Genomic DNA, 25328 nt, shown 5'->3' with positions numbered 1-25328 from the left:
CGTGCAAATCGGGGCGAAGTAGGGGATAATGGGACGTCGACAAGCGAACGAGCGGTTCGGCGACGGAAACGGGGGAGACGCGGTGGGAGCGTCCAATTTCAGCGAGCGGGAACTGGCGGGCGGGTGCGAGACGTACGCGCGGACGGTGAACGACATCAAGGATCGGTACGGGTTCGATTTCGTGTCCATCGGCCTGACGGCCTTCATCGGCGCGCCGCTCAAGTGGGTCTACAGCGCGGGCGCCACCGGCGAGCGCCACCGCCGCATCGTGCTCGCGCCCGGGCACGGCATCGGCGGCATCACCATCAAGGCGGGCAAGCCCATGATGTTCACCAACATCGACGAGGAGATCGACCCGCGCGAGTACTCGTCGTACCCCATCGTGTTCGCCGAGGACCTGCACAGCTTCTGCGCGCTGCCCCTCACGCGCGACGGGCGCGTGGTGGCCGTGCTGCTGTGCGCCTTCCGCACCGCCAGCGACCAGCACGAGGCGGCGTTCCACCGGCTCATCGAGGGATTGGGCGACACGCTGTGCGGCCTGAGGGTGGTGACGAGCGACTTCATGGACTTCGAGAGCATCGCGGCCGAGAAGCGCTCCGACAACCAGAAGAACCCCATCTTCATCCGCTCGGAGCTCTCGCGCGTCATCGCCGCGCAGGAGGACGAGCGCAAGCGCATCTCGCGCGAGCTGCACGACGGCATCGCCCAGGAGCTGCTCACGCTGTCGTTCGTGTTCAAGCGCCTCTGCGCGCACGTGGACGCCGAGGGCGCCGACCTGCTCGCGGAGGCCAACAACGACCTGGACCGCGTGCTCGACGAGCTGCACAACATCTCGGTGGAGCTGCGCCCGTCGGCCCTCGACCACCTGGGGTTTGTGGCGGCCCTGCGCTCGCAGGCGGCCGTGTTCGAGCGCACGTACGGCAGCGAGATCGTGTTCGAGGGCAGCCTGTCGCGCGACCGCTTCGACCAGGCGCTCGAGACGCAGGCGTACCGCATCTGCCAGGAGGCCATCCTGAACGCCTGCAAGTACTCGGGCTCGGAGAAGGTGGTCGTGAAGCTCGAGGACTCGGCCGGATGGCTGCACGTGGGCGTCGTCGACTACGGCTGCGGCTTCGACACCGAGCAGCCCGAGATCAAGGGGAGCGGCTGCGGCCTCGTGGGCATGCAGGAGCGCGCGAGCGTCATCGGCGCCACCCTCACGATGGAATCCGACGAGCACGGCACGAGGGTGACGCTGGTCGCGCCGATGCACGTGGTGGAAGGCAAGGAGGTGGACGCATGATCCGCGTAATGCTGGCAGACGACCACGAGGTGGTGCGCGCGGGCTTCAGGATGATCCTCGAGCAGGATCCCGACGTGCGCGTGGTGGCCGAGGCGGCCGACGGCGCGCAGGCCTACGCCATCGTGGCGCGCGAGAAGCCCGACATCCTGCTCATGGACATCTCCATGCCGCCGGGGCAAAGCGGCCTGGTGGCCTGCGAGAAGATCGCGAAGGACTTCCCCGGCACGAAGGTGGTCATCCTCACGATGTTCGCCGAGCCGGAGTACCTGTTCTACACGCTGCGCGGGGGAGCTGCGGGCTACGTGCTGAAGAACTCGTCGTCCGAGGAGCTGATCGCGGCCGTCCATGCGGTGGCCGAGGGCGGCAGCTACATCCACCCGAAGATGACGGCGCTGCTCACCAAGCAGCTCGTGACGGGAGGCGAGGAGGAGGACCGCTCCTACCAGCAGCTGTCGAACCGCGAGCTGGAGATCCTGCAGCTTCTGGCGAAGGGCTTCACGAACAAGGAGATCTCCGAGCAGATATTCCTCTCGGTGAAGACCGTGGAGGCCCACCGCTCGAAGATATACCAGAAGCTCGGCCTCAAGACCCGTGCCGACCTCGTGGACTACGCCCTCCGGCACAAGCTGCTGAACGTGTAGCCGCCCTTCCCGGTGCCGTCTTCGGTAAGCCGCGAAGCCGCGCGGCCCACCGAAGACGGCACCGGCTACTTCTCGGCGCTCGCCTTCGGCTTCGCGGTGCGTCCCAGGGTGAACGACAGGGCGCGCGTGGGGCAGGCGTCGATGCACGATCCGCAGGCCATGCAGTCGCCCGCGCGCACGATCACGTCGCGCTCGGTGAGCACCGGGTCGAGGATGGCGGGGTCGGACAGGCACGAGCGCTTGCACGCGTCGCAGCGGATGCACGCGCTGCGGTCGAACTTGACGTTCACTTGGCCCACGTGCCCGAGCGCTTCGTAGAAGCCGCCGAGCGGGCACAGCGCGCGGCACCACACGCGGTGGCTCCAGAACAGCTCCGCCAGCACGATGGCCAGCAGCACCCACACGCCCGTTACGGCGCCGAACAGGATGCCCTTGTTGATGACGCTGATGGGCGAGAACGCTTCGAACACCGGCACGCTGGTCAGCGCCGACAGCGCGAGCACCGCCAGCGCGATCCACAGCTTCGCGCGGCGCGGCACCGGCATCTCCCGCACCTCGATGCGCAGCTTGCGCCGCACGGCGTCCACGATCTCCAGCAGCAGGTTGACCGGGCACACCCATCCGCAGAACGCCCGACCCCTGATCAGCCCGTACACGACGAGCACCGGCAGCGCGGCCAGCAGCCAATCGAGCTCGAACGTCTTGGAGGCGGCGGCCACCTGCAGGGTCCCGAAGGGGTCGAGAATCTCGAAGCCTCCGATGGAAGAGGAGGACAGGCTGCCGAAGAAGGGGAGGTCGGCAGGGGCGGCCACGGCGTCGTCGCCGCCGACGGACGTCCCGAACAGGCCCCAGCCCACCGCGATCACCGGAGCGGCGAACAGCACCAACGCCGCCGCCTGCACCGTGTGGCGCAGCCAGGACCAACGCAACGTGCGCGGAGCGTTCGGAGCGTCGCTCATCGCGTACCGGCCTTGGCGAGCGTGGGGTCGTCCTCGAAATTCGCGTAGACGAGGTTGATGCCGATGACGCCCTCGATGCCGATGAAGCCGCTCGCGATCTCGTGCGAATCGTCCACGGTCTCGGCTTCGATGGTGACGACGACCTTGTATCCGTTCGTCTCGTGCACTTCGACGCCCTCGCGCCGCGCGAGCTCCTGCGCCACGTCGCCGGTGCGCTCGGGGATCGTTTCCACGACCAAACTCGAAATGACCATGATGGGTTCCTCACCTTCGTTCATCGATTCCTCGGAGGGCCCGCCCCCTCCGAGGAAGGGGCGGGCGAGGAGGGAGGGCGGACGCGCGGTGCTCCGTCCGCCGGGTAGGCCTCGTTCTCTTACGCCTGCGCGTGGCAGGTGATGCACTGCTCGTGCGTCGGGTCCATTTCCAGGGAGCCCGCGTCGCCGCCGGCGTAGTGGTCGTCAGGCAGGGCGACCGCGTCGGCCAGCATGGGGTTGGCCTGCTCGTTCGCGCCGTGGCAGCCGTAGCAGCCCGCCGCGCCGAGGCTCTCGAAGCGGCCGTCGTGGCTCGTCGGCATCAGCGGCGGGGCGCCGGCCGGCACGTCCGCGTTGACGTTCTCCTTCGGCGCCTCCTGGCTGCAGCCGGCCACCGTGCCCAAACCCATCGCCATCACGGCTACGAGGGCAGCGGTTATCATGTGCTTCTTCATCGTCTTCCCCCTAGAGCTTCGTGATGGATACGCAGGTTTTCTTATAGTCCGGTTCCTTGGACAGCGGGCAGTACACGTCCTGCACCGCCAGGTTCACCAGGGTCTCCTCGGCGAAGAACGGGGCGAACGTCACGCCGGTGGGAGGCTCGGTGCGGCCCGCCGTGGACACCTTGATGTCGAACTCGCCGTACGTCGACTTGACCTTCACCATGTCGCCGTCTTTGATGTCCATCTTCTTGCAGTCGTCGGGGTTCATGTTGAGCAGCGCCTCGGGCAGCGCGCGGTCGAGCTCGGGCACGCGGCGGGTCATCGTGCCGGTGTGCCAGTGCTCCAGCAAGCGGCCCGTGACGAAGTAGAACGGGTACTCGTCGCTCGGGGTCTGCGCGGGCGGCTCGTAGGGGCGGAACACCACGGAGGGCTTCAGGTTGGCGGACTTGTAGAAGCTCACGCCGCCGGCCTGGCCGGCCTTGCCGTACTGCTCCACGCCGATCTCGTCGAAGCCCTCGTCCTGCGAGCCCTCGGCGAAGCGCCACTTCGTGGACTTCCAGGTGCCGCCCACGTTGCGCACCGGCCACGTCATGCCGTGGTGCGCGAGGTACTCCTCGTAGGGCGCCAGCTGCTTGGCTTCCATCTTGAGCTTCGCGTTGAACGTCCCGTCGGCGTCGTCGTTGATGGCCTTGGCCTTGTCGTTCATGTCGGGGTTCGAGAAGATGCGGTACTCTTCCCACAGCAGGCGGTTCGTCTCGCGGTCGTCGTTCTTGAAGTCGTGGGCGTTCTTGTCGTAGATGAAGCCGAACAGGTGGTCGAAGGAGTCCTTGCCGTCGATCTTCTCGCCGTCGAGCACGCGGTGCGCCACTTCCATGAACGCCCAGAGGTCCCACTTGGCCTCGCCCGGGGCGTCCACGGCCTTCTCGAAGACGGCGGTGCGGCGCTCGGCGTTGCCGAACTGGCCCTCGCGCTCCACCCACAGCGCCACGGGGAACACGACGTCGGCGTACTGCGTGGACAGGGTCGGGTACACTTCGTTGACCACGATGAACGCGTCGAAGATGCCCTTGTTCTCCGCGCCCTGGCCCAGGAAGCGGGTGAGGTTCGGCATGGACTGCGCCCAGTTGTTGTGCGCGGACCACATGAAGTCGATGTTGCCCTTCGACAGCTCGCGGAACATCTTCACCGTGTGCATGCCGGGCGCCTTGATCTCGTCGAGGTAGCCCTCGGGCAGGTCCCAGATGGCCTCGGTGTAGCGGCGGTGCTGCTCGTTGGCCACGAGGAGGTCGGCGGGCAGGCGGTGGCTGAACGTGCCCACCTCGCGGGCGGTGCCGCAGGCGGTGGGCTGGCCGGTCAGCGAGAAGGGGCCGCAGCCGGGCTGGGCGATCTTGCCGGACAGCAGGTGGATGTTGTAGATGAGGTGGTTCATCCACGTGCCGCGGTTGTGCTGGTTCACGCCCATGGTCCACAGCGACATGACCTTCTTGCTCGGGTCGGCGAAGACCGCCGCCAGCTCCTTGAGGTCCTCGACGGCCACGCCGGAGAGCTGGGAGGTGTACTCGAAGGTGTAGGGCTCCAAGCGGGCGGCGTACTCCTCGAACGTGATGGGGCTCACGGCGTCCACGGTCGAGCCGATGTCGCTCTTGTCGTAGCCGTCCTCGAAGGAGTTGCCGATGTCCTCGGTGCCCTGCTTGAACTGCAGGTGGTCGTTCACGAAGGCCTCGTCGTACTTCTTCTCCTGCACGAGGTAGTTGGCGATGCAGTTCGCGATGGCGAGGTCGGTGTTCGGATGGAAGATCATCGTCTTGTCGGCGCTCGCGCTCGTGCGCGTCCTGATGGTGCCGAGGTCGTAGTGCTTGACGTTCGGGTCGGAGAGCTTGTGGGCGGTCAGGCGCGAGTACAGCATGGGGTGCGCCTCGGCCATGTTGGCGCCCCAGGTGATGAACACGTCGGCCTGGTCGAGGTCGCTGTACGACCCGGCGGGCTCGTCGGTCTGGAACACGTTCATGAACGCGACCACGGCGCTGGCCATGCAGAGGCGCGCGTTCGGGTCGACGTTGTTCGAGAGCAGGCCGGCCTTGATGAGCTTGGCGCAGGCGTAGCCCTCGGTGATGGGCTGCTGGCCGCTCAGCCAGAACGCCATGCGGCTCTTGTCGGCCTTCCACGTCTCCTTGAGCTTGGAGGCCACGAGCTCAAGCGCCTCGTCCCAGGTCGCCTCACGCAGGCCCTCGCCGGTGCCCTTCGTTGACTTGTCCTCGCGGATCAGGGGCTTCGTCAGGCGGTCGTCCCCGTAGAGGATCTTGCCCAGGTAGTAGCCCTTGACGCAGTTGAGGCCCTTGTTGGACTCGTTGTCCGGGTCGCCCGTGACGCTGATCAGCTTGCCGTCCTTGACCTCGCAGATGACGCCGCAGCCGCAGCCGCAGAAGCGGCACACGGCCGTGTACTTCTGGCCTTCGCCCGCCGCGGCGGTGGTCGACTGACCCTCGCCGCTCGCGCATCCAACGAGCGACGACATGGTGCCCGCCGCCGCGGCGCTTGCCAGCGCTACCGCCGTGGCCTTGACGAATCCTCGCCTTGAGATGTCCATGACATCCCTCCTTTTCCTCCCGTTGCTCACTCTTTATGTCCTACCGTCCTCCAACGGTTTGGCAGTACTTTTCAGGGACGCGGGGCGCTGCTGCGCTGCTGCGCCGCGTCCGTTACGCCTGTTCGGGCGCGGCGATGTCCCGGGCGCGCTCCTGGTCGCTCGCGATGCGGATGGCCACGCGCGGCTCGCTGACCACGCAGCGCTCGACGCACAGCCCGCATCCCACGCATTTGTCCTCGTCGATGACGGGGGCGAACACGGAGTGGATGGCGTCGCCCTCGCGCAGGCGGTAGTCGATGACGATGGCCTCGTCGATGAGGGGGCAGGTGCGGTAGCACACTTCGCAGCGCATGCCCTGGAACGCGATGCAGAGGTCCTCGTCGATGACGGCGACGCCCATCTTCACGTCGGAGCGGGCTTCGACGTCGCGCAGCGCGCCCGTGGGGCAGGCCTCGACGCAGGGGAAGTCCTCGCACAGGCGGCAGGCCTGGGCGCGCGCGTCGATCATCGGCGTTCCCACGGCGGCTCCCGCGCTGTCGCGCGCGGGCTTGAGGGCGAGATAGGGGCAGGCCTCGACGCACTTGCCGCACTTGATGCAGCGCGCCACGAAGTCCTTCTCGCCGTGCGCCCCGGGGGGCCGCAGCAAGTCGGCCTCGCCGCGGGTGGCGTAGAACACGGCCTGGAATGCCACCAGGGCAGCCGACGCACCCGCTATGACGCTCGATACTTTCATGAAATCTCCTCTTCCTCGCCTCGTATCATCCGCTTGAGCTGGTCATGTGCCTATCGGGGTATATCCGGGGGCGCACGAGGAAAACCCCGTTGCGGGGCTAGGGTTTTATACTGTTTTTAGGAAAGAATAATGTTGACGAGGAGAAACGAAGCGCCCCGCATCGACGGACACGATGCGGGGCGCGGTTTTGCAGCGATGCGATACGGCGCGCGGGGCGCGGGGGCTAGGCGCTCAGGCGCACGCCCACGTAGGTGGCGGTTTCGGGCAGGCCCGAGATGTCGTACATGTCGGACAGCGGGATGGCCGACACCTTCCAGGTGTAGGTGGTGCCGTTCGCGTCCACCGTGCCCTGCTTGAACGTGTTGCCCACTTCGTCCACGCCCATGCCGTCCTCGGCGATGGTGGCAGGGTCGAAGCCCTCCGCGGCGATGGCGCTGTCGATGGCGGCGTCGAGGCTGCCCGACGAGAAGTCGGCGTAGCGCAGGCGCATGGACAGCCCGTCGGTGCGGTCGGCGTCGAGCGTCCACGACCCGTTGAGCAGCAGCGCGGCCTCGCTCGCGGTGAGCTTGGAGACGCCCTTGCTGTACAGCAGGCCCGCGTCGAGCTCGCTCACGTCGGAGGGGAGCTTGATCAGCTCGAGGGCGGCGTCGGGGTCGTCGGACATACCCCCTTTGTCGATGACCGTGAGGCCCGCGTCGGCCACGGCCTGCTTGATCTCCTCGTCGCTCAGCGCGATGTAGGACGTGAGCGCCGGCAGGTCGTAGGACACCTCGCGCGACAGGTTCTCCTCCACGCTGGCCTGGGCGCGCGCGGCGCCGCCCTTCACGGTGTCCAGGATGTTGAACAGCAGGTAGCCGCCGATGAGGGCTGCGACCACGACGAAGGCGATCATGACGGCGATCTGGGGCTTCGGGATGTCGAGCGGCCGCTCGAGGCCGCTGCCGTCCAGATAGCGCACGGGGCCTTCCGTGTCCACGTACTCGTTTCTGCGTGACTTGAATAGCATTGCGTCTCCTGCGGTGATGTGCGTGATCGGTGCGAAACTGATGTTGCGCTTTGCGCATTATAGCATTGCCCGCTGCGACCTGCGCGCAAGCTGACGCGTCAACGTTATTTGCAGAGTTCCCGGAGGTTTTCGGGCGTCACCCCAGCTCGAATTCTCCGACGGCCGTCCTGCCGTCCTGCTCGTACACGGTCAGGACGGTCTTGCCCTGCGCCTTCCTCTCCTTCGTCGTCGCTCCGCGTGGCCCGGGGAGGGTTCCGCCGGTTCCGGGTTGCTCGCAGGGGCTGCGCAGGATGGCAGCAGCAGGGCGGGGAAGGCGGTGCAGGCGAGCGCGAGGGCGATCGCGGGGGCGCTCGGGGCAACGTCGAGCCGCCGAACAACAGGGAACATGCCGATGTCCGGCGGGTTTGTACGGGTTGCGTTAAATTATGTTTTGGCAATTGCCGAGCTGGGGGCGTCGTGTTAGGATACCAGGACACCCGTGGGGGAGTAGTTGGCTCGCATGCTGGGACATGCGAGCGGCACGTTCAACATCATGGCTGAGAAGCCTGGCGTGTCTTAAATAACGAGACTCATGGCGCAGCCGGCATCGAGCGGCGCGCCATGAGTCTTTTTTTTATGGACGAGGCCCGCGCGCGGAACAGACGAGCAACCGAAGAAGGAGCTAACAACCCGTGGACCTATCAATCTTCGCGTCACCCGAGGCATGGATCAGCCTGGTCAGCCTCATCTTCCTGGAAATCGTGCTCGGCGTGGACAACCTGGTGTTCATCTCGATCACGACGAACCGGCTGCCCGAGGACAAGCAGCATATCGGCCGCAAGCTCGGCTTGGCCGGCGCGCTCGTCATGCGCATCGTGTTCCTGAGCTTCGCATCGTACCTCGTGCACATGACGGCGCCGCTGTTCACCATCGACCTCGGCCCCTACGCGCACGGGTTCTCGGTGCGCGACCTCGTGCTGCTCGTCGGCGGCGGCTACCTTATCTACAAGGGCATCGCCGAGCTGCGCGAGACGCTCAAGCTCACCGAGATCAAGGCCGAGCACTGCGAGGAGCACAAGGCGCTGCACCTGATCACGCTGCCGCAGGCCGTGGGCACCATCATGATCATGGACGTCGTGTTCTCCATCGACTCGGTCATCACGGCCGTGGGCATGGCCGACCACCTCATCATCATGATCATCGCCGTCATGCTGGCCGTGTTCCTCATGATGATCTTCATCGACCCCATCTCGAACTTCATCAACGGCCATCCCGAGATGAAGATGCTCGCGCTCACGTTCATCGTGGCCATCGGGGCGCTGCTCGTCATCGACAGCGCGGGCTTCCACACCGGCATCGAGCTTCTGCACATGCCGCTTGAGAAGCTGATCGTGTACTTCGCCATGGTGTTCTGCATCGTGCTCGAGGTCATCCAGATGCGCTACAACGCGAACTTCCTCGCCTGGCGCAAGGACCGTTGGAAGAACGAGACGGCGGCCCAGATCGAGAACGTGCGCGCCGAGATGATGGAGCAGATGAAGCGCGAGAGCGCCCAGCCGCAGGCCGCGGGCGCGCCGAGCGCCGACGCCGAGCGCATCCGGCCCGTCATCATCGGCAACAACGTATACGTCATGATGCCGATGACCGGCGAGGACGCCGCGTCGTTCAAGGAGCTCATGGCCACGTCCGACACGGCGAGCGCCGCGTTCGGCCAGCCGCTCGAGATCGGCGCCGAGAACGTGACGGTGGAGGACGCCGCCGACGCGTCCGACCCCGCCTACGAGGTGCCGGAAGGCAAGTAGGAAGCAAGGAAGCGGCCCCGAGAGGGGCCGTTTCCATTGGGAGGGGGATTGCAGGGGGGGGGGGTTCCTACGCCAAGTCCTCCGCGAGGACGGTGCCCAGCAGCAAGCCGCTGCCGGCGGCGGGGACGATGTCCTCGGTGCCGGCGGTGCATCCGGCGGCGTAAAGGCGGGGGATCGGGTTGCCGTCGCCGTCGAGAACCTCCATGCGATCGCTCACCGTCAGGCCTCCGCAGCTCTTGTAGCGCACGGGCACGTTGCGCAAGAAGTAGTACGGCGGCTCGAGCTTCTGCAGAAAGAGGGTCTTGCCGAACTCGGGATCCTCCTGCTTGTCGCAGATGCCGTTGTAGTCGTCGAAGGCCGCCTGCACCGTCTCGATCGCGAGCCCCGTCTTCTCGGCCAGCTCCTCGAGGGAGTCCGCAGTTTGCACGGCGTTCCCGGCATGTGCGATGGCTTCCTGGTCGAGGCCGTTCTGCGCCGTGTTGTCCCAGATGCTGTACCACTCGTTGTAGCCGGCGGCCAAGCAGCCGGTGGCCGCGTTGTGCACGGCGGTCTCGCAGTAGAAACGCTTGCCGTTGGGCAGGAGGCCGACGAGCGGGTAGAACGTACCCAGCATGTGACCCGCCTCGTAGCGCGGGTTGAGGTTGCCCGAAGCCGCCATGCCCGAGAGCGTGCCGCCCGCGGCTACGCCGGCGGCGATGCCGTCGCCCTTGCGACCGGCCACGATGTTGCCGACGAACGCCCACTCCGGCGCGTACTTCACCATCCATTCCTGGTTCGATATGTATCCGCCGGCGGCCAGCACCACCGCCTTCGCCTTGATGTCGACGACCGACCCGTCCTTCGCGACGAAGCGTGCGCCCGCGATGGTGCCCTCGTCGTCCACGATGAGCGTCTTGAAGGTGGTCTCGAACAGGTAGGAAGCCCCTGCTTCGATGACCTTCTGGTTTATGAGCTCGAACTCGTCCTTCATCGTACACAGGCCATTCTTGGGAAAAAACGCCTGATGGTAAGGGCTTTCGCGCAACTCTTGGAACTGATAGCCCCAGTCGTAGTGCATCAGGTCGATGAACTTCCCGCCCCAGGTTTGCATAAGCACGGTGCGCTCGAGCCCCGCTTCGTCGTTCTCGTAGTAGGGGGCGAACTTCTCGCGGATCTGGTCGGCGCTCATGTACTTGTCGGGGCGCTCCTCCTGCGTGAGCTTCGCCGTGGTGCACATCTGGCAGGCTGCCGAGTACATGGCGTCGCCGCCGTAGGTGGAATTCTGCTCGACGATGAGCACGTCGAGGCCCGCGGCGGCGGGGTCGATGGCGGCTAGCATACCGGAGATGCCCGCGCCCACGACGAGGGCGTCCACCTCCTGTCCGAAGCTCACGTCGGCGTCGCCGATGGCGCGGGCCGATGCTGCGGCGGGCGAGCCCGCGCCCTCCTTCGCGCCTTCGTTGCCGGAGGTGCAGCCTACGCTCGCCCCTCCGGCGATGGCGGCCAAGGCGCCGGCCGTGCCGAGCGCGCAGAACTGACGACGATTCATGTTCATCCCTGTCTCCTTCTCTCGATTGCGTCTGCCCAACGCTTCCGTTCGACGCGTCGGGATCGTACGTGGGGCTACTTCGCCTGGGCGAGCGCTGCCTCGACGGCCCTCCTCACGCCGCCTGTGGTCATGGTGGCGCCGGTGATGCCGTCGATGTCGGCCGACTGCGCGTCTTCGATCTGCGCCTTGAACGTGCCGTCCTCGATGGCCTCCTTGCCGCCGATGCCGGCCGTCTCGCCTGACTCGACGATCTCGTCGACCGTCACGTGCCCGTCGGCGACCGTGAGCGTCACGTCGATGGGGCCGCCCATGCCCGTGCCCGAGCCGACGTACGTGCCATCCTTGTAGCTTGCAGCTGGCGCATCCTGCTTTTTCTGCTCCGACACCGCTGCTGCATCCTGGCTTTGGCTTCGCTCCTGCTCCGATTCGATGCCCGTGCTGGCCTGTTCCGCCGAGGCGCTCGGGCTGCAACCGGTCAGCAGCGGGTTCACCGACACCGCAAGGCAGCACGCCGCGACGGCTATCTGCTTCTTCATATCCATCATCCCTTTCTCGTTTCGCTGGCGTTCGGTCGCCCGAATATAAGCGAACCGGGCGGCATCGCGTCAAACCATCTCGTGAGGTATCTTTGAAAACGGTGCGGTAGGCGTGAGGTAGAAATGAGGTAGCGCAAGAAGTACGGTTTCTCATCTGCGAATTGCGGAAACGACCGGTCGCCAAGGCGCGATGTTCGCTACTATGGCACTGAGGGAGAGAGAGGGGATGGCTGCAAATGAACCGCAGTAAGGCGTTGCGTGACGCTGCCGCAGCGGAACCGTTGCCCGCGTCGACGTTTGCCGTGCTCGTGTGCGGGCTGGGGCTGTACTTGGGGTGGCAGACGGTTGGCATCTCGCCGACGCTGTTCCCGCAGCCGTTGAGCGCGAGCGCGTCGGTGCTCGAGCCTGCGAACTACGCGCAGACCGCGCTGTTTCTGATCCTGCTCATGGTGTTCGCTCAGGTGGCGAAGCGGCGGGGAAGCCTGCTGTCCTGCAGACCCCTCGTCGTAGGGGCGCCGCTCGCGGTATGCGCGTCCACCGTCTGCGCGTATGCGTGCGGCTGGGTGCTCGATGCGCCCCTCGGAGCGGCAGCCGGCGTGGTGCTCGAGGGATCGAAGGCGGCGCTTCTGCTCGTGTGGGCGGAGTGCCTGTGCCGCGTCCGCTTCCGCGACACGCTCTTGTGCGTGGCGCTTGTGTACGTCGTGGCGTTCGCTCTCTGTTTGCTGGTGGCGGGGCTGGAACCGATGGCGGCGCTTATAGTGCACGCGGTGTTTCCGCTGCTCTCGGGTGTCGCGCTGCTCGTGCTGCGCTCCGACGACGCGCTCGCGTCCGTCGAGGACGCTCGTCCCCGCGAAGCGCGTACGCTTGCGCGTCTGCCGTTGCGCTTGTTCGTAGGCGTCGGATTGTTCGGTGCCATCAACCTGCTGACGAACTCGCTTTCCGAGGCGAAATCGTCGGCCACGGCCGAGCTCAACACGCTGCTTGCCGGGTTGGCCGTGTCGGCGCTCATCGCTCTTTTCGCCCGGAGCCGCGGCGAGAAATCGGACTTCATGTTGCTGTACCGCATGCTCACGCCGCTCATCATCCTGAGCATCATTCCCGTGCTTACGCTGGAAAGCGGCAACCAGCACTACGAAGCGTACGTCATCGGAGCAGGCTGGACGTTCTTTCGCATCTTCACCTGGACGCTGTGGTGCAGCATAGCCCTGCGCTCGCACGCGCCGGCTGCCTGCGTGTTCGCCGCAGGGCAGTTCGCGCTCACCGCGTGCAGCACGCTCGCGCAGGTGCTCTACGACGGCGTGCTGCACACGGCCGACGTGCCGCTGCCGGTCATGATCTCGGGCGTCATCGCCCTTGCGGTGGTCACCTCGGCGTTCGTGATGAGCGAAGGCGACATCCGGCGGTTCTTCGAGCGGCGCAAGACGACGAAGCGGCTGGCCGACGATGAGGGCGCGTCAGCGCAGTGCGCCCGGAGCGCTGCGCGGGAGTTCGGGCTGTCGAAGCGGGAGGAGGAGATCGCCGTGCTCGTGGCGCAGGAGAAGAACAACGTCGTCATCCAGGAACGGCTCTGCATCACCGAAAGCACCCTGCGCACCCACCTGCGCAACATGTACGCGAAAATGTTCGTCCACAGCCGCCAAGAGCTGGCGGATGCGCTGCGCGCGTATTTGGAGGAGGAATAGAAGACGAGGAGCGGCGGCTCCCTACTCGGCGGCGAACAGCTCGTAGCCTTCCTCGCTGACGAAGAAGCGCGCCGCGCGCGGGATCACGCGGGCCGAGAACGGCGTCATGAGGCGCGTCGCCTCGCCGTCGTACTGCACCTCCATCGGCGGATCGGCCTCGACCCGCACCTCGCGGGCGCGGTGGATCTCCAGGGCGCCCGTGCGGTCGGGGAAGTCGCCGCCGCGGTCGAGCAGGCCGGCCAGCACGGCGGGGATCAGCTCGAAGGCGGTCTTCGCCTTGAGCACCACCACGTTGAACTCGCCGTCGCGCGGCTCGTTGTCGTGCGTCACCGTGATGTCGAACTGGATCTTCGAGAAGTTCACGAGCAGGATGCCCAGGCCGTCGCTCTCCACGCGCTCGCCGTCGAGGTCGATGGTGAAGTGCGATTTCTGCGGCATCGGGTTCGCGATGGCCGCCGACAGGTAGGCCATGGGGCCGAACAGGCGCTTGCCGGCCTCCGCCCCGTGCATGATGGCGGCGTCGTAGCCCGCGCCCGCCATGATGCCGAAGCCGAACTTGCGGTCGGCCACCTCGATCTCGCCGAGGTCGAAGTCGAGCGTGCGGCCCTCGCGCACCATCTTCGCCAGCGCGTGGGGCTCCATGGGCGAGGCCAGGTTGAGCGCGAGCAGGTTCGCGGTGCCGGCGGGGAAGGGCAGGACGGGGATGCCCGTGTTGGCCAGCAGGTAGCTGACCGTGGCCACCGTGCCGTCGCCCCCGCTGGCGATGACGGCGTCGAACGACGCGGCGTCGGTCAGCAGGGCGCTCACGCCGGTGGTCCCGTCCGTCGAGCGCAAGCACACCTCGTCGCCGTCTTGGACGAACGAGCGCACGAAGTCGTACACGGCTCCTTCCCCGAAGCCGGACGAGAGGTTGTTGATGACGAGCAGTTTCACCGGTTCCCTTTCCAATCGTTTGCTATGATGGCATGGTACAACATGAACTGGGAAACACAAGGTAAGGAACACCGGGTGTACATAGCAAACCAAGAAAACCTCGCGGCGTTCGTCGACCGCGCCATGCATTCGAGCGTGCTGGCCATCGATACGGAGTTTCTGCGCGAGAAGACCTACTATGCCAAGCTGTGCCTGATCCAGCTTGCGACCGACGACGAGACGGCCATCGTCGACCCCTTCGCGGTGGACGACCTGCGGGTGCTCGCGCCCGTGCTGCGCAACGAGGGCGTCATGAAGCTGTTCCACGCGGGCAACCAGGATCTCGAGATCCTGTTGCGCGAGGTGGGCGTGCTGCCGCACCCCCTGTTCGACACGCAGGTGGCCGCCGCGCTCCTGGGCCACACGCAGCAGATCGGCTACGCGGCGCTCGTGCACGCCGAGTGCGGCGTGACGCTCAAGAAGATCGACTCGTTCACCGACTGGTCGCGCCGCCCCCTGTCCGAATCGCAGCTGGAGTACGCGGCCGACGACGTGGTGTACCTGCCGCGCATGTACGAGCGCATGCGGGCGCAGCTTGTGGAGCTCGGCCGCCTCGCGTGGCTCGACCGCGACTTCGAGGACATGGCCGACCCGGCGCGCTACGCCACGAACGAGCGCGAGCGCTACAAGCGCCTCAAGCGCGTCTCCCAGCTGTCGCGCCGCCAGCTGTCGGCCGCGCGCGAGGTGGCGGCGTGGCGCGAGCTGGAGGCCCAGCGCCGCGACGTGCCCCGCAAGTGGGTGGTCACCGACGAGCAGATCGTGGAGGCCTGCAAGCGCGAGGCGCGCTCCATCGACGACCTGTTCATGGTGCGCGGACTGTCCGACCGGCTGTCCACGAAGGACGCGCGCACGGTGGTGGCCCTCATCGCGGCGGCGGTGGACGCGTCGCCCGACACCTGGCCCGAGCCCGACCGCTGCGGCAAGAACGAGCCCAACGTGGATGCGGAGCTCGACCTCATGTGCGCGCTCGTGCGCCTGCGCGCCAAGCAGAACGGCGTGGCGTTCCCCACGCTGGCCAGCCACGACGACCTGTCGCGCGTGGCGCGCGGCTACCGCGAGGGCATCGACCTTCTGCGCGGGTGGCGCCGCGCGCTCGTGGGCGAGGAGCTGCTGGAGCTGCTGGAGGGCCGGCTCGCCCTCAGCATCGACGGCTCCGAGCTGCGCGTGGAGCGCCGCGACTGAGGCGCGCGGACGCTTTCGCGCGGGAAGTTACGAATCTTTCACGCTGAATCGATGACGGTTTCGAGGCGATCATCTGTTTCATTATAGAATATCGGGGAACGAAAACGATGCGGGCGCACGCGTCCGCGCACGCAACCTTTTGAAGGAGTGTTGTCACCTATGTTCTTCGGATTGAGCAACGGATACCTGCTGCTGATCGTGGTCACGCTCGCCATCGGCGGCTTGGCGACCTGGTATGTGAACTCCCAGCTGAAGAAGTACACCCACGTGCCCATCTCCACGGGCCTCACCGGCGCCGAGGCCGCGCGCCGCATGCTCATGTACTACGGCATCGGCGACGTGGAGGTGCACCGCGGCGGTCCGGGCCAGGATTTCTTCGACCCGCGGACGAACTCCGTCACGCTGTCGCCCGACGCGTTCTCCGGCCGTTCCATCACGGCCACGGCCACGGCGTGCCACGAGGTGGGCCACGCCTGCCAGTACGCCCAGGGCTACGCGCCCATGAAGATCCGCGGGGCGCTCGTGCCCGTGGTGAACCTCGCGTCGAACGCGTGGATCTTCCTGCTGATGCTCGGCATCTTCATGCAGATCACCCAGCTGACGACGCTCGCCATCGTCATGTACGCGGCCGTCGTCATCTTCCAGCTGGTCACGCTGCCGGTGGAGTTCAACGCCTCGCAGCGCGCGATGGCCTACATGAACACGACGGGCCTGCCGCAGGCCGAGCAGACCGGCTCGTTCAACGTGCTGCGCGCCTGCGCGCTCACCTACGTGGCCGCGGCCCTCACCTCCATCCTGCAGCTGCTGTGGCTGCTCGGGCAGCGCCGGGACTAGCGCCCGACCATGGAGGAGCAGGAGAAGAGCCAGGCGCTGTCGGTATCGGGCGCGATGGCGCTGGCGAAGGGCGCGCTCGAGGGCGTGACGGTGCGCCTCGTGGGCGAGGTGTCCGAGGTGTCGAACAAGCCCGGCTACAAGGCCGTGTACTTCACCGTGAAGGACCAGAGCGCCTCGCTTCCGTGCATGATGTGGAACAACCGGTTCCAGGCGACGGGCGTGGCGCTGACCGTGGGCCAGCTCGTGGAGCTGACCGGCCGCTTCACGCTGTACGCGCCGAAGGGCCGCATGAACTTCGACGTGTTCTCGCTGGCGCTGGCCGGCGAGGGCAACCTGCGCCTGCAGGTGGCGAACCTCGCGCGCAAGCTCGAGGCCGAGGGCCTCATGGCCGCCTCGCGCAAGCAGCCGGTGCCGGCGTACCCCGCGCTCATCGGCCTGGTCACGTCGCCGCGCGGCGCGGCCGTCCACGACGTGCTGCGCACGCTGCGCCGTCGCTTCCCGCTGGCCCGCGTGCTCGTGGCCGGCGTGGCGGTGGAGGGCGCGAACGCGCCCGCCGGCATCGTGGAGGGCATGCGGGCCGTCGTGCGCGCCGGGGCCGAGGTGGTGCTCGTGGTGCGCGGCGGCGGGTCGTTCGAGGACCTCATGCCCTTCAACGACGAGGGGTTGGCGCGCATGATAGCGAAGTGCCCCGTGCCCGTGGTGACCGGCATCGGGCACGAGCCCGACACGTCCATCGCCGACATGGTGGCCGACCTGCGCGCCTCCACGCCCACGGCCGCCGCGGAGGCGGTGAGCCCTGCGCGCGAGAGCCTCGAGCGCCTGTTCGAGGCCCGGGGCGCGTCGCTGCGCGCCAGCGCGGGGCGCGCGCTCGACCGCGCCGCCGCCGAGGTGCGCCGCTGCGCCACGCGCCCGCTGTTCTGCGACGCGCAGCTGCTGTACGCCACCGAGGCGCAGATGCTCGACCTGGCGGCCGACCGTCTGTTCCGCGCGCTGCCCGCCAGCCTCGCGCGCGACGAGGCCCGCGTCGAGCGCCAGCGCGAGCGCCTTGCCCGCGCGCTGCCCGCCAGCCTCGACCGCGACCGCACGCGCCTCGGCCACGAGCGTGAGCGCCTCGCCTCGTGCGGCGGCGCGCTCGTTCCGCGCTTCGGGCAGCAGGCGGCGCTGGCGGCCGCGCGCCTGCACGACCTGTCGCCGCTCGCCGTGCTCGGGCGCGGCTACGCCATCGCGCGCTCGTCTGACGGCGCCGTGGTCAAAAGCGTGGAGGCCGCGCCGCCCGGCACGGCCGTGGACGTCACCGTCGCCGACGGCGTGCTGGCCTGCCGGGTTGAGCAGGCGCGCCGCGTGGACACCGAAATCATCGACTGGGAGGATGCATCATGACCGAGAACCCCGAACGCAAGCCCATCGAGGAGCTCACGTTCCGCGAAGCCATGGCCGAGCTCGACGGCATCGTCGGCGTGCTGGAGAGCAACTCGCTCGAGCTGGAGGACAGCCTGAAGAGCTACGAGCGCGGCGTGGCCCTGCTCGCGGCGCTGCAGGGCCGCCTCGTGGAGGCGCAGCAGAAGGTGGACGTGCTCATGGGCGAGCTCGTGGCCGACGCCGACGACGGCGCACGCGACACGAGCCTGTCCTAGGCGGGAACCCGGCTCGCAGCCGGGCCGTTTCGAGAAGGAGAAGGATATGCGCAAGGAAGACTGCCTGTTCTGCAAGATCGTGGCGGGGGAGATCCCCTCGACGAAGGTGTACGAGGACGACCGCGTGCTCGCGTTCGAGGACGTGAACCCGCAGATGCCCGTGCACACCCTCATCGTGCCGAAGAACCACTACGACAACATCGGCGACGCCATCCCCGACGAGGAGATGGGCTACCTGTTCAACACCGTGAAGAAGGTCGCCGAGATCAAGGGCGTCGCCGAGAGCGGCTACCGCGTGATCGTCAACACGAACGACGACGCGCAGCAGTCCGTGCACCACATCCACGTGCACGTGCTGGGCGGCGCCCCCATGAACTCGGGCGACCCCTCGGCGCGATAGCGCCCGGCCTGCGGAAGCGGCGCGGCGCGGGGCGTTTCCGGAGCGGACGGGCCGGCCGGCGCGCCCGCTCGCCCCAGCCGCCCTCGCCGCCGCCCGCTCAGGATCGCCGCAGCTTGGAGAAAACGCTTTCCAGGTGCTCCAAGAACGGCTCCAGGCGCTCCTTCTGATCGGGGTGGAAGGCCAGGTAGGCGTCGGCGTCGAACGGCGCGGACGCCAGCGGCTTTGCCACGAGGGCCTCGGACTCCATGGACTGCGCCGAGTAGCCGGGCGTGATGAACACGCTGTCGCTGCGAATCAGCGTTTCCTTGAGGACCGCGCTGTGCGGCCCGACCAGTTTGACGTGCGCCCCGGCCGCCCGGCTATGCTGGGCGTACCGGTTCAGCGAGCTTTCCGACGTGCATGCTATCGTCTGGCCTTCGAGGTCTTCGAAGAAATCCACCGCGTCCCGGGAGGCAAGCCGGTTCTCCCGTCCCATCAGGCAATACAAATCGGACGGCGCGACGAGCACCTTTTCGAGGTCGTCCACTATCGGCGCGGCCGTGAGGACGGCCACGTCGAGCTCCCTTCTCAGCAGCCTGCCGAACAGGCGCTCGTGATCCGCGTCCCTGACCACGCGGATCTCCGCTTCGGGATGAACCGATTCGTACTCCGCTATCGAGGCGATCACCGAATCGGGGGTGTGGATGAGGCTCACTCCCAGGGCCATCCGCTCGGGCGCGGCGCATGCACCGATGTCGCTGAGCGCCGCGTTCCACAGGAGGGTGGCGCTCTCCGCGTACCTCAGCAGTATCTCGCCGGCCTCGGTCAGGGCGACGCCGCTCTTGCTCCGGAGGAAAAGCGGGGCGCCGACCGCGCTTTCCAGCTGCTTGACGCTTTCCGACAGCGCCTGGCGCGACAGGTACAGCTCTTCGGCGGCCTTCGATATGCTTTTCGAGCGGCATACCTGCATGAAGTATTCGATGTTCTTCGAGAGCATGGTCTTCCTTTGCGGCGTCGTATCGGTATCCGTCAAGTTCCTCTTTACCTGAAAGTGAGATTACTCCTGCTTTTTCTCGCGTCGCCCCCTGGGTACGATGGTGCTTGCAGGAGCTAGGTCCAGAGTAAGAGATAGGGGAGAAAATGTCTGCCGAATCAAGCGATAATGGGAAGAAAAAGAACGTTTCGAGGCGAGGATTCCTTGCCGGCGCGTCCGTGTTCGCAACGGGTCTTGCGGCCGCCGGATTGACCGCGTGCTCTCCGAAGGAGTCGGGGGCGCAGGCCGCCGACCCGAGCCCGTCGGCGCCCGAGGAAGGCGCGGGCGGCGCCACCAGGCCCGAGTGGGGCCTTCCGGAGTTCGTCGAAACCGCCGACGAGACGATGGAGGCCGACATCGTGGTCGTCGGCACCGGGATGGCCGGCTTCTCCGCCGCGCTCACCGCCACCGAGCAGGGGGCGTCCGTCATCATGCTGGAGAAGAATCCCGGGCTCGGGGGAGGCACCAGCTTCGCGGAGGGGCTGTTCGCCATCGGCTCCCCGCTGCAGGAGGAGCTGGGCATCCCCGCAGATGCGAGCAAGATGCTGCAGGCCGAGTTCTCGTTCCAGCGCTACGTCGTGGACTCCACGCTTTGGAACGTGGTTGCGGGCAATTCCCCCGAAGACGTGCGTTGGCTGATGGACCAGGGGGTCGAGTTCGCCGAGCTGGGCGCCGGCGGCCCCGCCGTGGAGATCAGGACCCAGCATCTGTTCCTCGAGCATCGGGGGCGCACGGCGATCGCGGCGCTCGAGAAGAAGGCCGAGGAGCTCGGGGTGACCATACGGAAGTCTGCGCGCGCGGTCCATCTCTTGAAAGAGGGCGACAAGGTGGTGGGCGTGCAGGCGGACGCCGGGAAAAGCACGCTGAACGTGAACGCCCGGGCGGTCGTCCTGGCAACGGGAGGCGTCGGGGACAACCAAGACCTGATCAACACCTACACGAACCGCAACGCGGACAACATGTACTGGTGCGGCGGGCCCAATATCACGGGGGACGGCATCATGATGGCGGCGGAGGCGGGAATGGGGAAGCCCTATCGCATCGGCGGCCCCGGTCTCGGCGTCACGGTCGAGCCTTTCGGGATAACGTCGCATATCGGAGCCGCTGCGGGGATGCAGCCGACCAACCTGTGGGTCAACCAGAACGGCCTGCGCTTCTTCAACGAGGATCAGGTCCGCATGTACACCTACCCGCTCAACGCCATCGACTCCCAGCTCAAAACCTTCTCGGTGTTCGACCAGGATATGTACGACCTGTACGTGAACGAGGGCGCGGTCAGCGCTTTCGGCTATTACGTGTTGGCCGGAGAGAAGCTCACCGACCTCGAAAGCCAGATGGAGCAGGCGCTGTCCTCCGACAACCCGTACGTCTTCGTAGCCGACACGCTCGAAGAGCTGGCGGGGAAGATGGGCGTGCCGACCGACGCCTTCCTCAGCACCGTCGAGGCTTACAACGGCTCTGTCGAGGAGGGGGTCGATCCCCAGTTCTCGAAGGACCCGCAGTTCTTGAAGCCCGTCAAGACGGGCCCGTTCTACGGCTTCCGGGTCAAGTCGAATCTTCTGCAGTGGCTCGGCGGCATTCACGTCAATTCGAACGCCGAGGTGATCCAGGGGGACGGCACGGTGATCCCCGGGCTCTACGCCGCGGGAAACGATTGCGGGGGCTTCCAGGGCGAGACCTACGGGCTCAACATACCCGGCTCGTGCCAGGGCATAGCCCTCGGCATGGGAAGGCAGAGCGGGAGGAACGCCGCCGCGTACGTCGGGAAGTAAGGCTGCCGACCCGCTGTCCGAGGCCGTCCGGTCGCGTTGCGACGGGGCGGCCTCGGCCGTGTTTTCGGTGAGCGGCGCGCCGTTGGCCGATACTGAGGGCCGTTTGCGCTCGGAGGTTCTCGCACCCGCCTAAAATAAGCGTTTTAGGAATACTGAAGGAGGCAGGTCGTTGAACGTACTAGTCATCAATGCGGGATCATCTTCCTTGAAGTACCAGTTGGTCAACGTGGAGCAGCAGGAGCTGCTCGCGAAGGGCATCTGCGAGCGCGTGGGCTCGGCCGAAGCGTTCCACAAGCACGGCCTCGACAAGAACGAGGAGGTCATCGACGCCAAGATGGCCGACCATGACGACGCCATGGCGCTCGTGCTGGCCTCGCTCACCGGGGGCCCGACGAAGGCCATCGACTCGCTCGACGAGATCGACGCGGTGGGTCACCGCATCGTGCAGGGCGGCAAGTACTTCGACCGCTCGGTGCTCATCGACGCGGACGTCATCGAGAAGATCGACGAGCTGGCGGAGCTGGCGCCCCTGCACAACAAGGCGGCGCTCATGGGCATCAACGCGTGCCTCAAGCACATGCCCGACACGCCCATGGTGGCCGTGTTCGACACGTCGTTCTTCCAGACGCTGCCCCCGAAGGCCTACATGTATCCGCTGCCCTACGAGCTGTACGAGAAGTACGCCATCCGCAAGTACGGCGCGCACGGCACGTCGCACCGCTACATCTCCGAGCGCGCCGCCGTCGTGCTCGACGAGCCGCTCGAGGACCTCAAGCTCATCACGTGCCACCTCGGCAACGGCTGCTCGATGTCGGCCATCGACCACGGCGTGGCGGTGGACACGTCCATGGGCCTCACGCCGCTCGACGGCCTCATGATGGGCACGCGCTGCGGCGCCATCGACCCGGCCATCGTGCCGTTCGTCATGGACCACGAGGGCCTGACGTCCGGTGAGATGAACGACCTCATGAACAAGAAGTCGGGCCTGCTGGGCATCTCGGGCATCTCGAACGACCTGCGCAGCGTGCGCGACGCGTCCGAGCAGGGCCACGAGCGCGCCATGCTGGCCTACGACATGTACTCGAACTCGGTGAAGAAGTACATCGGCCAGTACATGGCCGTCATGGGCGGCGTGGACGCCATCGTGCTCACGGCCGGCGTCGGCGAGAACTGCGAGAAGATGCGCCGCATGATCTTCACGGGCCTGCAGCCTCTCGGCATGATCCTCGACGAGGAGAAGAACCGCCAACGCGGCTTCGAGCGCGAGATCTCCACCGAGAGCTCGCCGGTCAAGATCATCATCATCCCCACGAACGAGGAGTACATGATCGCCCGCGACACCTACGAGATCCTCCACGAGAAAGTGGACGTCCCGCTGGTGTAAGGAAGAGAACGAAGCCCCCGCACATGCGGGGGCTTTTTTTGTGGGGGTTCTCCCTGCCCCCCCCCCCGTGCGCCTGGGAACGGCTCTTGGTGCTCCCTCCTCCCGTGCGCCTGGGAGCGGCTCCGGGAGCTCCTCGAAAAGCGCCAGGCGCAACCAGGAGGTCTTCCCGGTTGCGCCTGGCGCACGGTCACCGTATCCCAAGCGTGCCGTCAGACGCAAAAAGAGGAGCTATCCCTCCCGCGCCGTCAGGCGCAAAAAGAGAAGCCATCCCTCCCATGCCGTCAAGCGTAAAAAGAGGACCTCCCGCGCCGCCAGGCGCAGGAGGCGGACTGCCCCTACCCCTCCATCTTCTTCGCCTGCGCTTGCACGCAGGTGATGGCGATGACGCCGACGATGTCGTCGGCGGTGCAGCCGCGGGACAGGTCGTTCACCGGGGCGGCGATGCCCTGGGTGATCGGGCCGTACGCCTCGGCCTTCGCCAGGCGCTGCACCAGCTTGTAGCCGATGTTGCCGGCGTCGAGGTCGGGGAAGATCAGCACGTTGGCGCGTCCGGCCACGGGGGAGTCGGGGGCCTTCGAGGCGCCGACGGAGCCCACGATGGCCGCGTCGAGCTGCAGCTCGCCGTCGAGCGCGAGCTCGGGCGCCAGCTCCTTCGCGATGGCCGTGGCCTCCACCACCTTGGCCGAGTCGTCGTTCTTGGCCGAGCCGTAGGACGAGTGCGACAGCAGCGCCACGGCGGGCTCGGTGCCGATGAGGGTCTTCCACGACTTCGCCGAGTTCACGGCGATGTGCGCGAGCTTCTCGGCGTCGGGCTGCACTTCCAGGCCGCAGTCCGAGAACAGGAACGTTCCCTGCTCGCCCAGGTCGCAGTCGGGCACCACCATGACGAAGAACGAGCTGACCAGCTTCACGCCGGGGGCCGTCTTGAGGATCTGCAGGCAGGGGCGCAGCACGTCGCCGGTGGCGTGGCACGCGCCGGCCACCATGCCGTCGGCGCCGCCGGTCTTCACCATCATCACGCCGAAGTACAGCACGTCGTCCATGAGGGCCGTCGCCTGCTCGGGCGTCATTCCCTTGGCCTTGCGCAGCTCGTAGAGGGCGTCGGCGAACCCGGCGCGCAGCTCCGACGTGCGCGGGTCGACGATGCGCGCGCCCTCGAGCGCGTAGGGGCTGGCCGCGATGGCGTCGGCGTCGCCCAGGATGACGAGGTCCGCGACGTCGTCGGCCAGGATGCGCTCGGCCGCCGCCAGCGTGCGTTCGTCGTCGCCTTCGGGCAGCACGATCGTCTGTCGATCCGCTTTGGCGCGGGCGAGCATCGTTTCCAGGAATGAACTCATAGGCGATCCCTTTCCGGTATTGTCCGTTTTCCGATGTAACTATGATACTACCCGCCGCGTTGGAAAAACCGGGCTATAATACGTCCTCAGTGCAAACGCGCATATTTCGGGCCGGAAAGGCCTCGTGATTCTCTTAATGCAAAGGAAGGTTACCCATGGGTGTGCGGTTCTGCGATTTTCGCGACATTGATCGAGGCGATTTCGACGCCGTGGTGGTGGGCAGCGGGTTCGCCGGCAGCGTGATGGCGCGCGAGCTGGCCGAGCGCGGCGGCAAGCGCGTGCTCGTCGTCGAGAAGAAGCCCCACATCGGCGGAAACATGTACGACGAGGCCGACGAGGCGGGCATCCTCGTGCACCGCTACGGGCCGCACATCTTCCACACGAACGACGAGCGCGCCTTCAACTACGTGCGCCGCTTCACCGAGTGGCGCGACTACCAGCACGAGGTGCTGGCCGACTGGTACGGCACGTACATGCCGGTGCCGTTCAACAAGAACTCCATGGAGATCGCGTTCGGCGAAGAGCGCGCCGCCGAGCTCATCGAGAAGCTCATCGCCACGTTCGGCGACGAGCGCAAGGTGACCATCACCGAGCTGCGGAGCCAGGACGACCCCGACCTCACCGAGGTGGCGGACTTCATCTACAAGAACGTCTTCCTCTACTACACGCAGAAGCAGTGGGGCCTCACGCCCGAGGAGGTGGACCCGTCGGTGACGGCGCGCGTGCCCGTGTTCCTGTCGCGCGACAACCGCTACTTCCAGGACGCCTTCCAGGGCATGCCGCTGCACGGCTACACGCCGCTGTTCGAGCGCATGCTCGACCACGAGAACATCATGGTGTGCCTGGACACCGAGGCCGAGAACGTGTTCGAGCTCGAGTTCGAGAGCGGCGAGGAGAACGCCCCGCTGTCCGCGATCCTCATCAAGGACGCGCCGTTCGAGGGGCCGATCATCTACACGGGCCCGCTCGACGAGCTGTTCCTGTCGCGCTTCGGCCGCCTGCCGTACCGCAGCCTCGACTTCGTGTACGAGACGCACGACGCCGAGCACGTGCTGCCCTGCGGCACGGTGAACTTCACGGTGACCGAGGACTACACGCGCATCACCGAGTTCAAGTACCTCACGGGCCAGGTGAGCGACAAGACCACCATCATGAAGGAGTACAGCCACTCCTACGACGATCCGAAGAAGCAGATCCCGTACTACGCCATCATCAACGACGAGAACGCCGCGCACTACGAGCGCTACCGCGCGCTCACCACGTCGCTTGACAACTTCCACCCGCTGGGGCGCCTGGCCGAGTACCGCTACTACAACATGGACGTCATCATCGGCCGCGCGCTGGCCCTCGCCGACGAGTTGGTGGGGTAGCG

The 25328-nt window shown here is 66.7% G+C and carries 23 protein-coding genes; 12 read left to right on the top strand and 11 right to left on the bottom strand.

Annotated elements, in window-relative coordinates; translation table 11 throughout:
* Window positions 1-28: 28 nt before the first annotated feature.
* Window positions 29-1282, top strand: coding sequence for a GAF domain-containing sensor histidine kinase (locus GS424_RS09960; RefSeq protein WP_222617540.1), 1254 nt, complete (start codon window positions 29-31; stop codon window positions 1280-1282).
* Complete coding sequence (locus GS424_RS09955) at window positions 1279-1923, top strand: response regulator transcription factor (protein WP_154332123.1); 645 nt, start codon at window positions 1279-1281, stop codon at window positions 1921-1923. The genes GS424_RS09960 and GS424_RS09955 overlap by 4 nt, the downstream gene beginning before the upstream one ends.
* A gap of 65 nt (window positions 1924-1988) precedes the next feature.
* Here the strand turns inward: GS424_RS09955 and GS424_RS09950 are convergent, their stop codons facing one another.
* The 6 genes from GS424_RS09950 to GS424_RS09925 all read right to left on the bottom strand — a co-directional run bounded on the left by GS424_RS09950 (window position 1989) and on the right by GS424_RS09925 (window position 7902).
* On the bottom strand, window positions 1989-2882 hold the full coding sequence (locus GS424_RS09950) for a 4Fe-4S binding protein (protein ID WP_160942341.1): 894 nt from the start codon (window positions 2880-2882) through the stop codon (window positions 1989-1991).
* Window positions 2879-3136: a chaperone NapD gene (locus tag GS424_RS09945; protein ID WP_160942342.1), complete on the bottom strand. Its 258-nt coding sequence runs from the start codon at window positions 3134-3136 to the stop codon at window positions 2879-2881. The genes GS424_RS09950 and GS424_RS09945 overlap by 4 nt, the downstream gene beginning before the upstream one ends.
* A 119-nt stretch (window positions 3137-3255) precedes the next feature.
* Complete coding sequence (locus GS424_RS09940; protein WP_160942343.1) at window positions 3256-3588, bottom strand: hypothetical protein; 333 nt, start codon at window positions 3586-3588, stop codon at window positions 3256-3258.
* Between the two features lie 10 nt (window positions 3589-3598).
* Window positions 3599-6163, bottom strand: a complete 2565-nt coding sequence (locus GS424_RS09935) for a molybdopterin-dependent oxidoreductase (RefSeq protein ID WP_160942344.1) — start codon at window positions 6161-6163, stop codon at window positions 3599-3601.
* Between the two features lie 112 nt (window positions 6164-6275).
* Window positions 6276-6896, bottom strand: coding sequence for a 4Fe-4S dicluster domain-containing protein (locus GS424_RS09930; RefSeq protein WP_160942345.1), 621 nt, complete (start codon window positions 6894-6896; stop codon window positions 6276-6278).
* Between the two features lie 223 nt (window positions 6897-7119).
* On the bottom strand, window positions 7120-7902 hold the full coding sequence (locus tag GS424_RS09925; RefSeq protein WP_160942346.1) for a teichoic acid transporter: 783 nt from the start codon (window positions 7900-7902) through the stop codon (window positions 7120-7122).
* 671 nt (window positions 7903-8573) lie between these two features.
* Here GS424_RS09925 and GS424_RS09920 point away from each other — a divergent pair.
* Complete coding sequence (locus GS424_RS09920) at window positions 8574-9683, top strand: TerC family protein (RefSeq protein ID WP_160942347.1); 1110 nt, start codon at window positions 8574-8576, stop codon at window positions 9681-9683.
* A gap of 67 nt (window positions 9684-9750) precedes the next feature.
* Here GS424_RS09920 and GS424_RS09915 read toward each other — a convergent pair whose 3' ends face one another.
* Entirely contained in the window at window positions 9751-11217 is a 1467-nt protein-coding gene (locus GS424_RS09915; protein WP_160942348.1) for an FAD-binding protein, read from the bottom strand.
* Window positions 11218-11285: 68 nt separating this feature from the next.
* On the bottom strand, window positions 11286-11747 hold the full coding sequence (locus GS424_RS09910) for an FMN-binding protein (RefSeq protein WP_160942349.1): 462 nt from the start codon (window positions 11745-11747) through the stop codon (window positions 11286-11288).
* A 236-nt stretch (window positions 11748-11983) separates the two neighbouring features.
* On the opposite strand from GS424_RS09910, the gene GS424_RS09905 reads away from it, so the two are divergent.
* On the top strand, window positions 11984-13429 hold the full coding sequence (locus GS424_RS09905; protein WP_160942350.1) for a helix-turn-helix transcriptional regulator: 1446 nt from the start codon (window positions 11984-11986) through the stop codon (window positions 13427-13429).
* Window positions 13430-13450: 21 nt separating this feature from the next.
* Here the strand turns inward: GS424_RS09905 and GS424_RS09900 are convergent, their stop codons facing one another.
* On the bottom strand, window positions 13451-14362 hold the full coding sequence (locus GS424_RS09900; protein ID WP_160942351.1) for a diacylglycerol/lipid kinase family protein: 912 nt from the start codon (window positions 14360-14362) through the stop codon (window positions 13451-13453).
* A 75-nt stretch (window positions 14363-14437) separates the two neighbouring features.
* Here GS424_RS09900 and rnd point away from each other — a divergent pair, with 75 nt between their 5' ends.
* From rnd to GS424_RS09875, 5 genes are all read left to right on the top strand, one after another.
* Complete coding sequence (gene rnd, locus GS424_RS09895; RefSeq protein ID WP_160942352.1) at window positions 14438-15583, top strand: ribonuclease D; 1146 nt, start codon at window positions 14438-14440, stop codon at window positions 15581-15583.
* Between the two features lie 159 nt (window positions 15584-15742).
* Window positions 15743-16417, top strand: a complete 675-nt coding sequence (locus tag GS424_RS09890) for a zinc metallopeptidase (RefSeq protein WP_160942353.1) — start codon at window positions 15743-15745, stop codon at window positions 16415-16417.
* A gap of 9 nt (window positions 16418-16426) precedes the next feature.
* A complete protein-coding gene (xseA, locus tag GS424_RS09885; RefSeq protein ID WP_160942354.1) occupies window positions 16427-17797 on the top strand; it encodes an exodeoxyribonuclease VII large subunit in 1371 nt (456 codons plus the stop codon).
* Window positions 17794-18051, top strand: a complete 258-nt coding sequence (gene xseB / locus GS424_RS09880; protein WP_160942355.1) for an exodeoxyribonuclease VII small subunit — start codon at window positions 17794-17796, stop codon at window positions 18049-18051. The genes xseA and xseB overlap by 4 nt, the downstream gene beginning before the upstream one ends.
* A gap of 46 nt (window positions 18052-18097) precedes the next feature.
* On the top strand, window positions 18098-18451 hold the full coding sequence (locus GS424_RS09875; protein WP_160942356.1) for a histidine triad nucleotide-binding protein: 354 nt from the start codon (window positions 18098-18100) through the stop codon (window positions 18449-18451).
* A 97-nt stretch (window positions 18452-18548) separates the two neighbouring features.
* Here the strand turns inward: GS424_RS09875 and GS424_RS09870 are convergent, their stop codons facing one another.
* Window positions 18549-19427 carry a LysR family transcriptional regulator gene (locus GS424_RS09870; protein WP_160942357.1) on the bottom strand — a complete coding sequence of 293 codons (879 nt, stop codon included), beginning with the start codon at window positions 19425-19427 and terminating at the stop codon, window positions 18549-18551.
* A 215-nt stretch (window positions 19428-19642) separates the two neighbouring features.
* Here GS424_RS09870 and GS424_RS09865 point away from each other — a divergent pair, with 215 nt between their 5' ends.
* Both GS424_RS09865 and GS424_RS09860 read left to right on the top strand, forming a co-directional pair.
* The gene (locus GS424_RS09865) at window positions 19643-21235 is read left to right on the top strand and encodes an FAD-dependent oxidoreductase (protein WP_160942358.1); all 1593 of its coding nucleotides are present in this window, start codon (window positions 19643-19645) and stop codon (window positions 21233-21235) included.
* Window positions 21236-21404: 169 nt separating this feature from the next.
* Window positions 21405-22619 carry an acetate/propionate family kinase gene (locus GS424_RS09860; RefSeq protein WP_160942359.1) on the top strand — a complete coding sequence of 405 codons (1215 nt, stop codon included), beginning with the start codon at window positions 21405-21407 and terminating at the stop codon, window positions 22617-22619.
* A gap of 335 nt (window positions 22620-22954) precedes the next feature.
* On the opposite strand, the gene pta is transcribed toward GS424_RS09860, so the two are convergent.
* The gene (gene pta / locus GS424_RS09855; RefSeq protein ID WP_160942360.1) at window positions 22955-23956 is read right to left on the bottom strand and encodes a phosphate acetyltransferase; all 1002 of its coding nucleotides are present in this window, start codon (window positions 23954-23956) and stop codon (window positions 22955-22957) included.
* Between the two features lie 155 nt (window positions 23957-24111).
* On the opposite strand from pta, the gene glf reads away from it, so the two are divergent.
* Window positions 24112-25326, top strand: a complete 1215-nt coding sequence (glf, locus tag GS424_RS09850; RefSeq protein ID WP_154332108.1) for a UDP-galactopyranose mutase — start codon at window positions 24112-24114, stop codon at window positions 25324-25326.
* Window positions 25327-25328 lie beyond the last annotated feature (2 nt).

Source organism: Eggerthella guodeyinii (assembly GCF_009834925.2).
Taxonomy (GTDB): domain Bacteria; phylum Actinomycetota; class Coriobacteriia; order Coriobacteriales; family Eggerthellaceae; genus Eggerthella; species Eggerthella guodeyinii.
Note: the sequence above shows the minus strand (reverse complement) of the source record. Positions and strands in the feature narration are given on the sequence as shown.

Bases quoted from the DNA above. Each gene is read 5' to 3' on its own strand.
- GS424_RS09955 (WP_154332123.1), top strand. From the start codon at position 1,279: ATGATCCGCGTAATGCTGGCAGACGACCACGAGGTGGTGCGCGCGGGC.
- GS424_RS09935 (WP_160942344.1), bottom strand. From the start codon at position 6,163: ATGGACATCTCAAGGCGAGGATTCGTCAAGGCCACGGCGGTAGCGCTG.
- GS424_RS09870 (WP_160942357.1), bottom strand. From the start codon at position 19,427: ATGCTCTCGAAGAACATCGAATACTTCATGCAGGTATGCCGCTCGAAA.
- pta (WP_160942360.1), bottom strand. From the start codon at position 23,956: ATGAGTTCATTCCTGGAAACGATGCTCGCCCGCGCCAAAGCGGATCGA.
- GS424_RS09915 (WP_160942348.1), bottom strand. From the start codon at position 11,217: ATGAACATGAATCGTCGTCAGTTCTGCGCGCTCGGCACGGCCGGCGCC.
- xseA (WP_160942354.1), top strand. From the start codon at position 16,427: ATGGAGGAGCAGGAGAAGAGCCAGGCGCTGTCGGTATCGGGCGCGATG.
- GS424_RS09930 (WP_160942345.1), bottom strand. From the start codon at position 6,896: ATGAAAGTATCGAGCGTCATAGCGGGTGCGTCGGCTGCCCTGGTGGCA.
- GS424_RS09945 (WP_160942342.1), bottom strand. From the start codon at position 3,136: ATGGTCATTTCGAGTTTGGTCGTGGAAACGATCCCCGAGCGCACCGGC.
- GS424_RS09950 (WP_160942341.1), bottom strand. From the start codon at position 2,882: ATGAGCGACGCTCCGAACGCTCCGCGCACGTTGCGTTGGTCCTGGCTG.
- GS424_RS09875 (WP_160942356.1), top strand. From the start codon at position 18,098: ATGCGCAAGGAAGACTGCCTGTTCTGCAAGATCGTGGCGGGGGAGATC.
- glf (WP_154332108.1), top strand. From the start codon at position 24,112: ATGGGTGTGCGGTTCTGCGATTTTCGCGACATTGATCGAGGCGATTTC.
- GS424_RS09910 (WP_160942349.1), bottom strand. From the start codon at position 11,747: ATGAAGAAGCAGATAGCCGTCGCGGCGTGCTGCCTTGCGGTGTCGGTG.
- xseB (WP_160942355.1), top strand. From the start codon at position 17,794: ATGACCGAGAACCCCGAACGCAAGCCCATCGAGGAGCTCACGTTCCGC.
- GS424_RS09940 (WP_160942343.1), bottom strand. From the start codon at position 3,588: ATGAAGAAGCACATGATAACCGCTGCCCTCGTAGCCGTGATGGCGATG.
- GS424_RS09925 (WP_160942346.1), bottom strand. From the start codon at position 7,902: ATGCTATTCAAGTCACGCAGAAACGAGTACGTGGACACGGAAGGCCCC.
- GS424_RS09905 (WP_160942350.1), top strand. From the start codon at position 11,984: ATGAACCGCAGTAAGGCGTTGCGTGACGCTGCCGCAGCGGAACCGTTG.
- GS424_RS09890 (WP_160942353.1), top strand. From the start codon at position 15,743: ATGTTCTTCGGATTGAGCAACGGATACCTGCTGCTGATCGTGGTCACG.
- GS424_RS09960 (WP_222617540.1), top strand. From the start codon at position 29: ATGGGACGTCGACAAGCGAACGAGCGGTTCGGCGACGGAAACGGGGGA.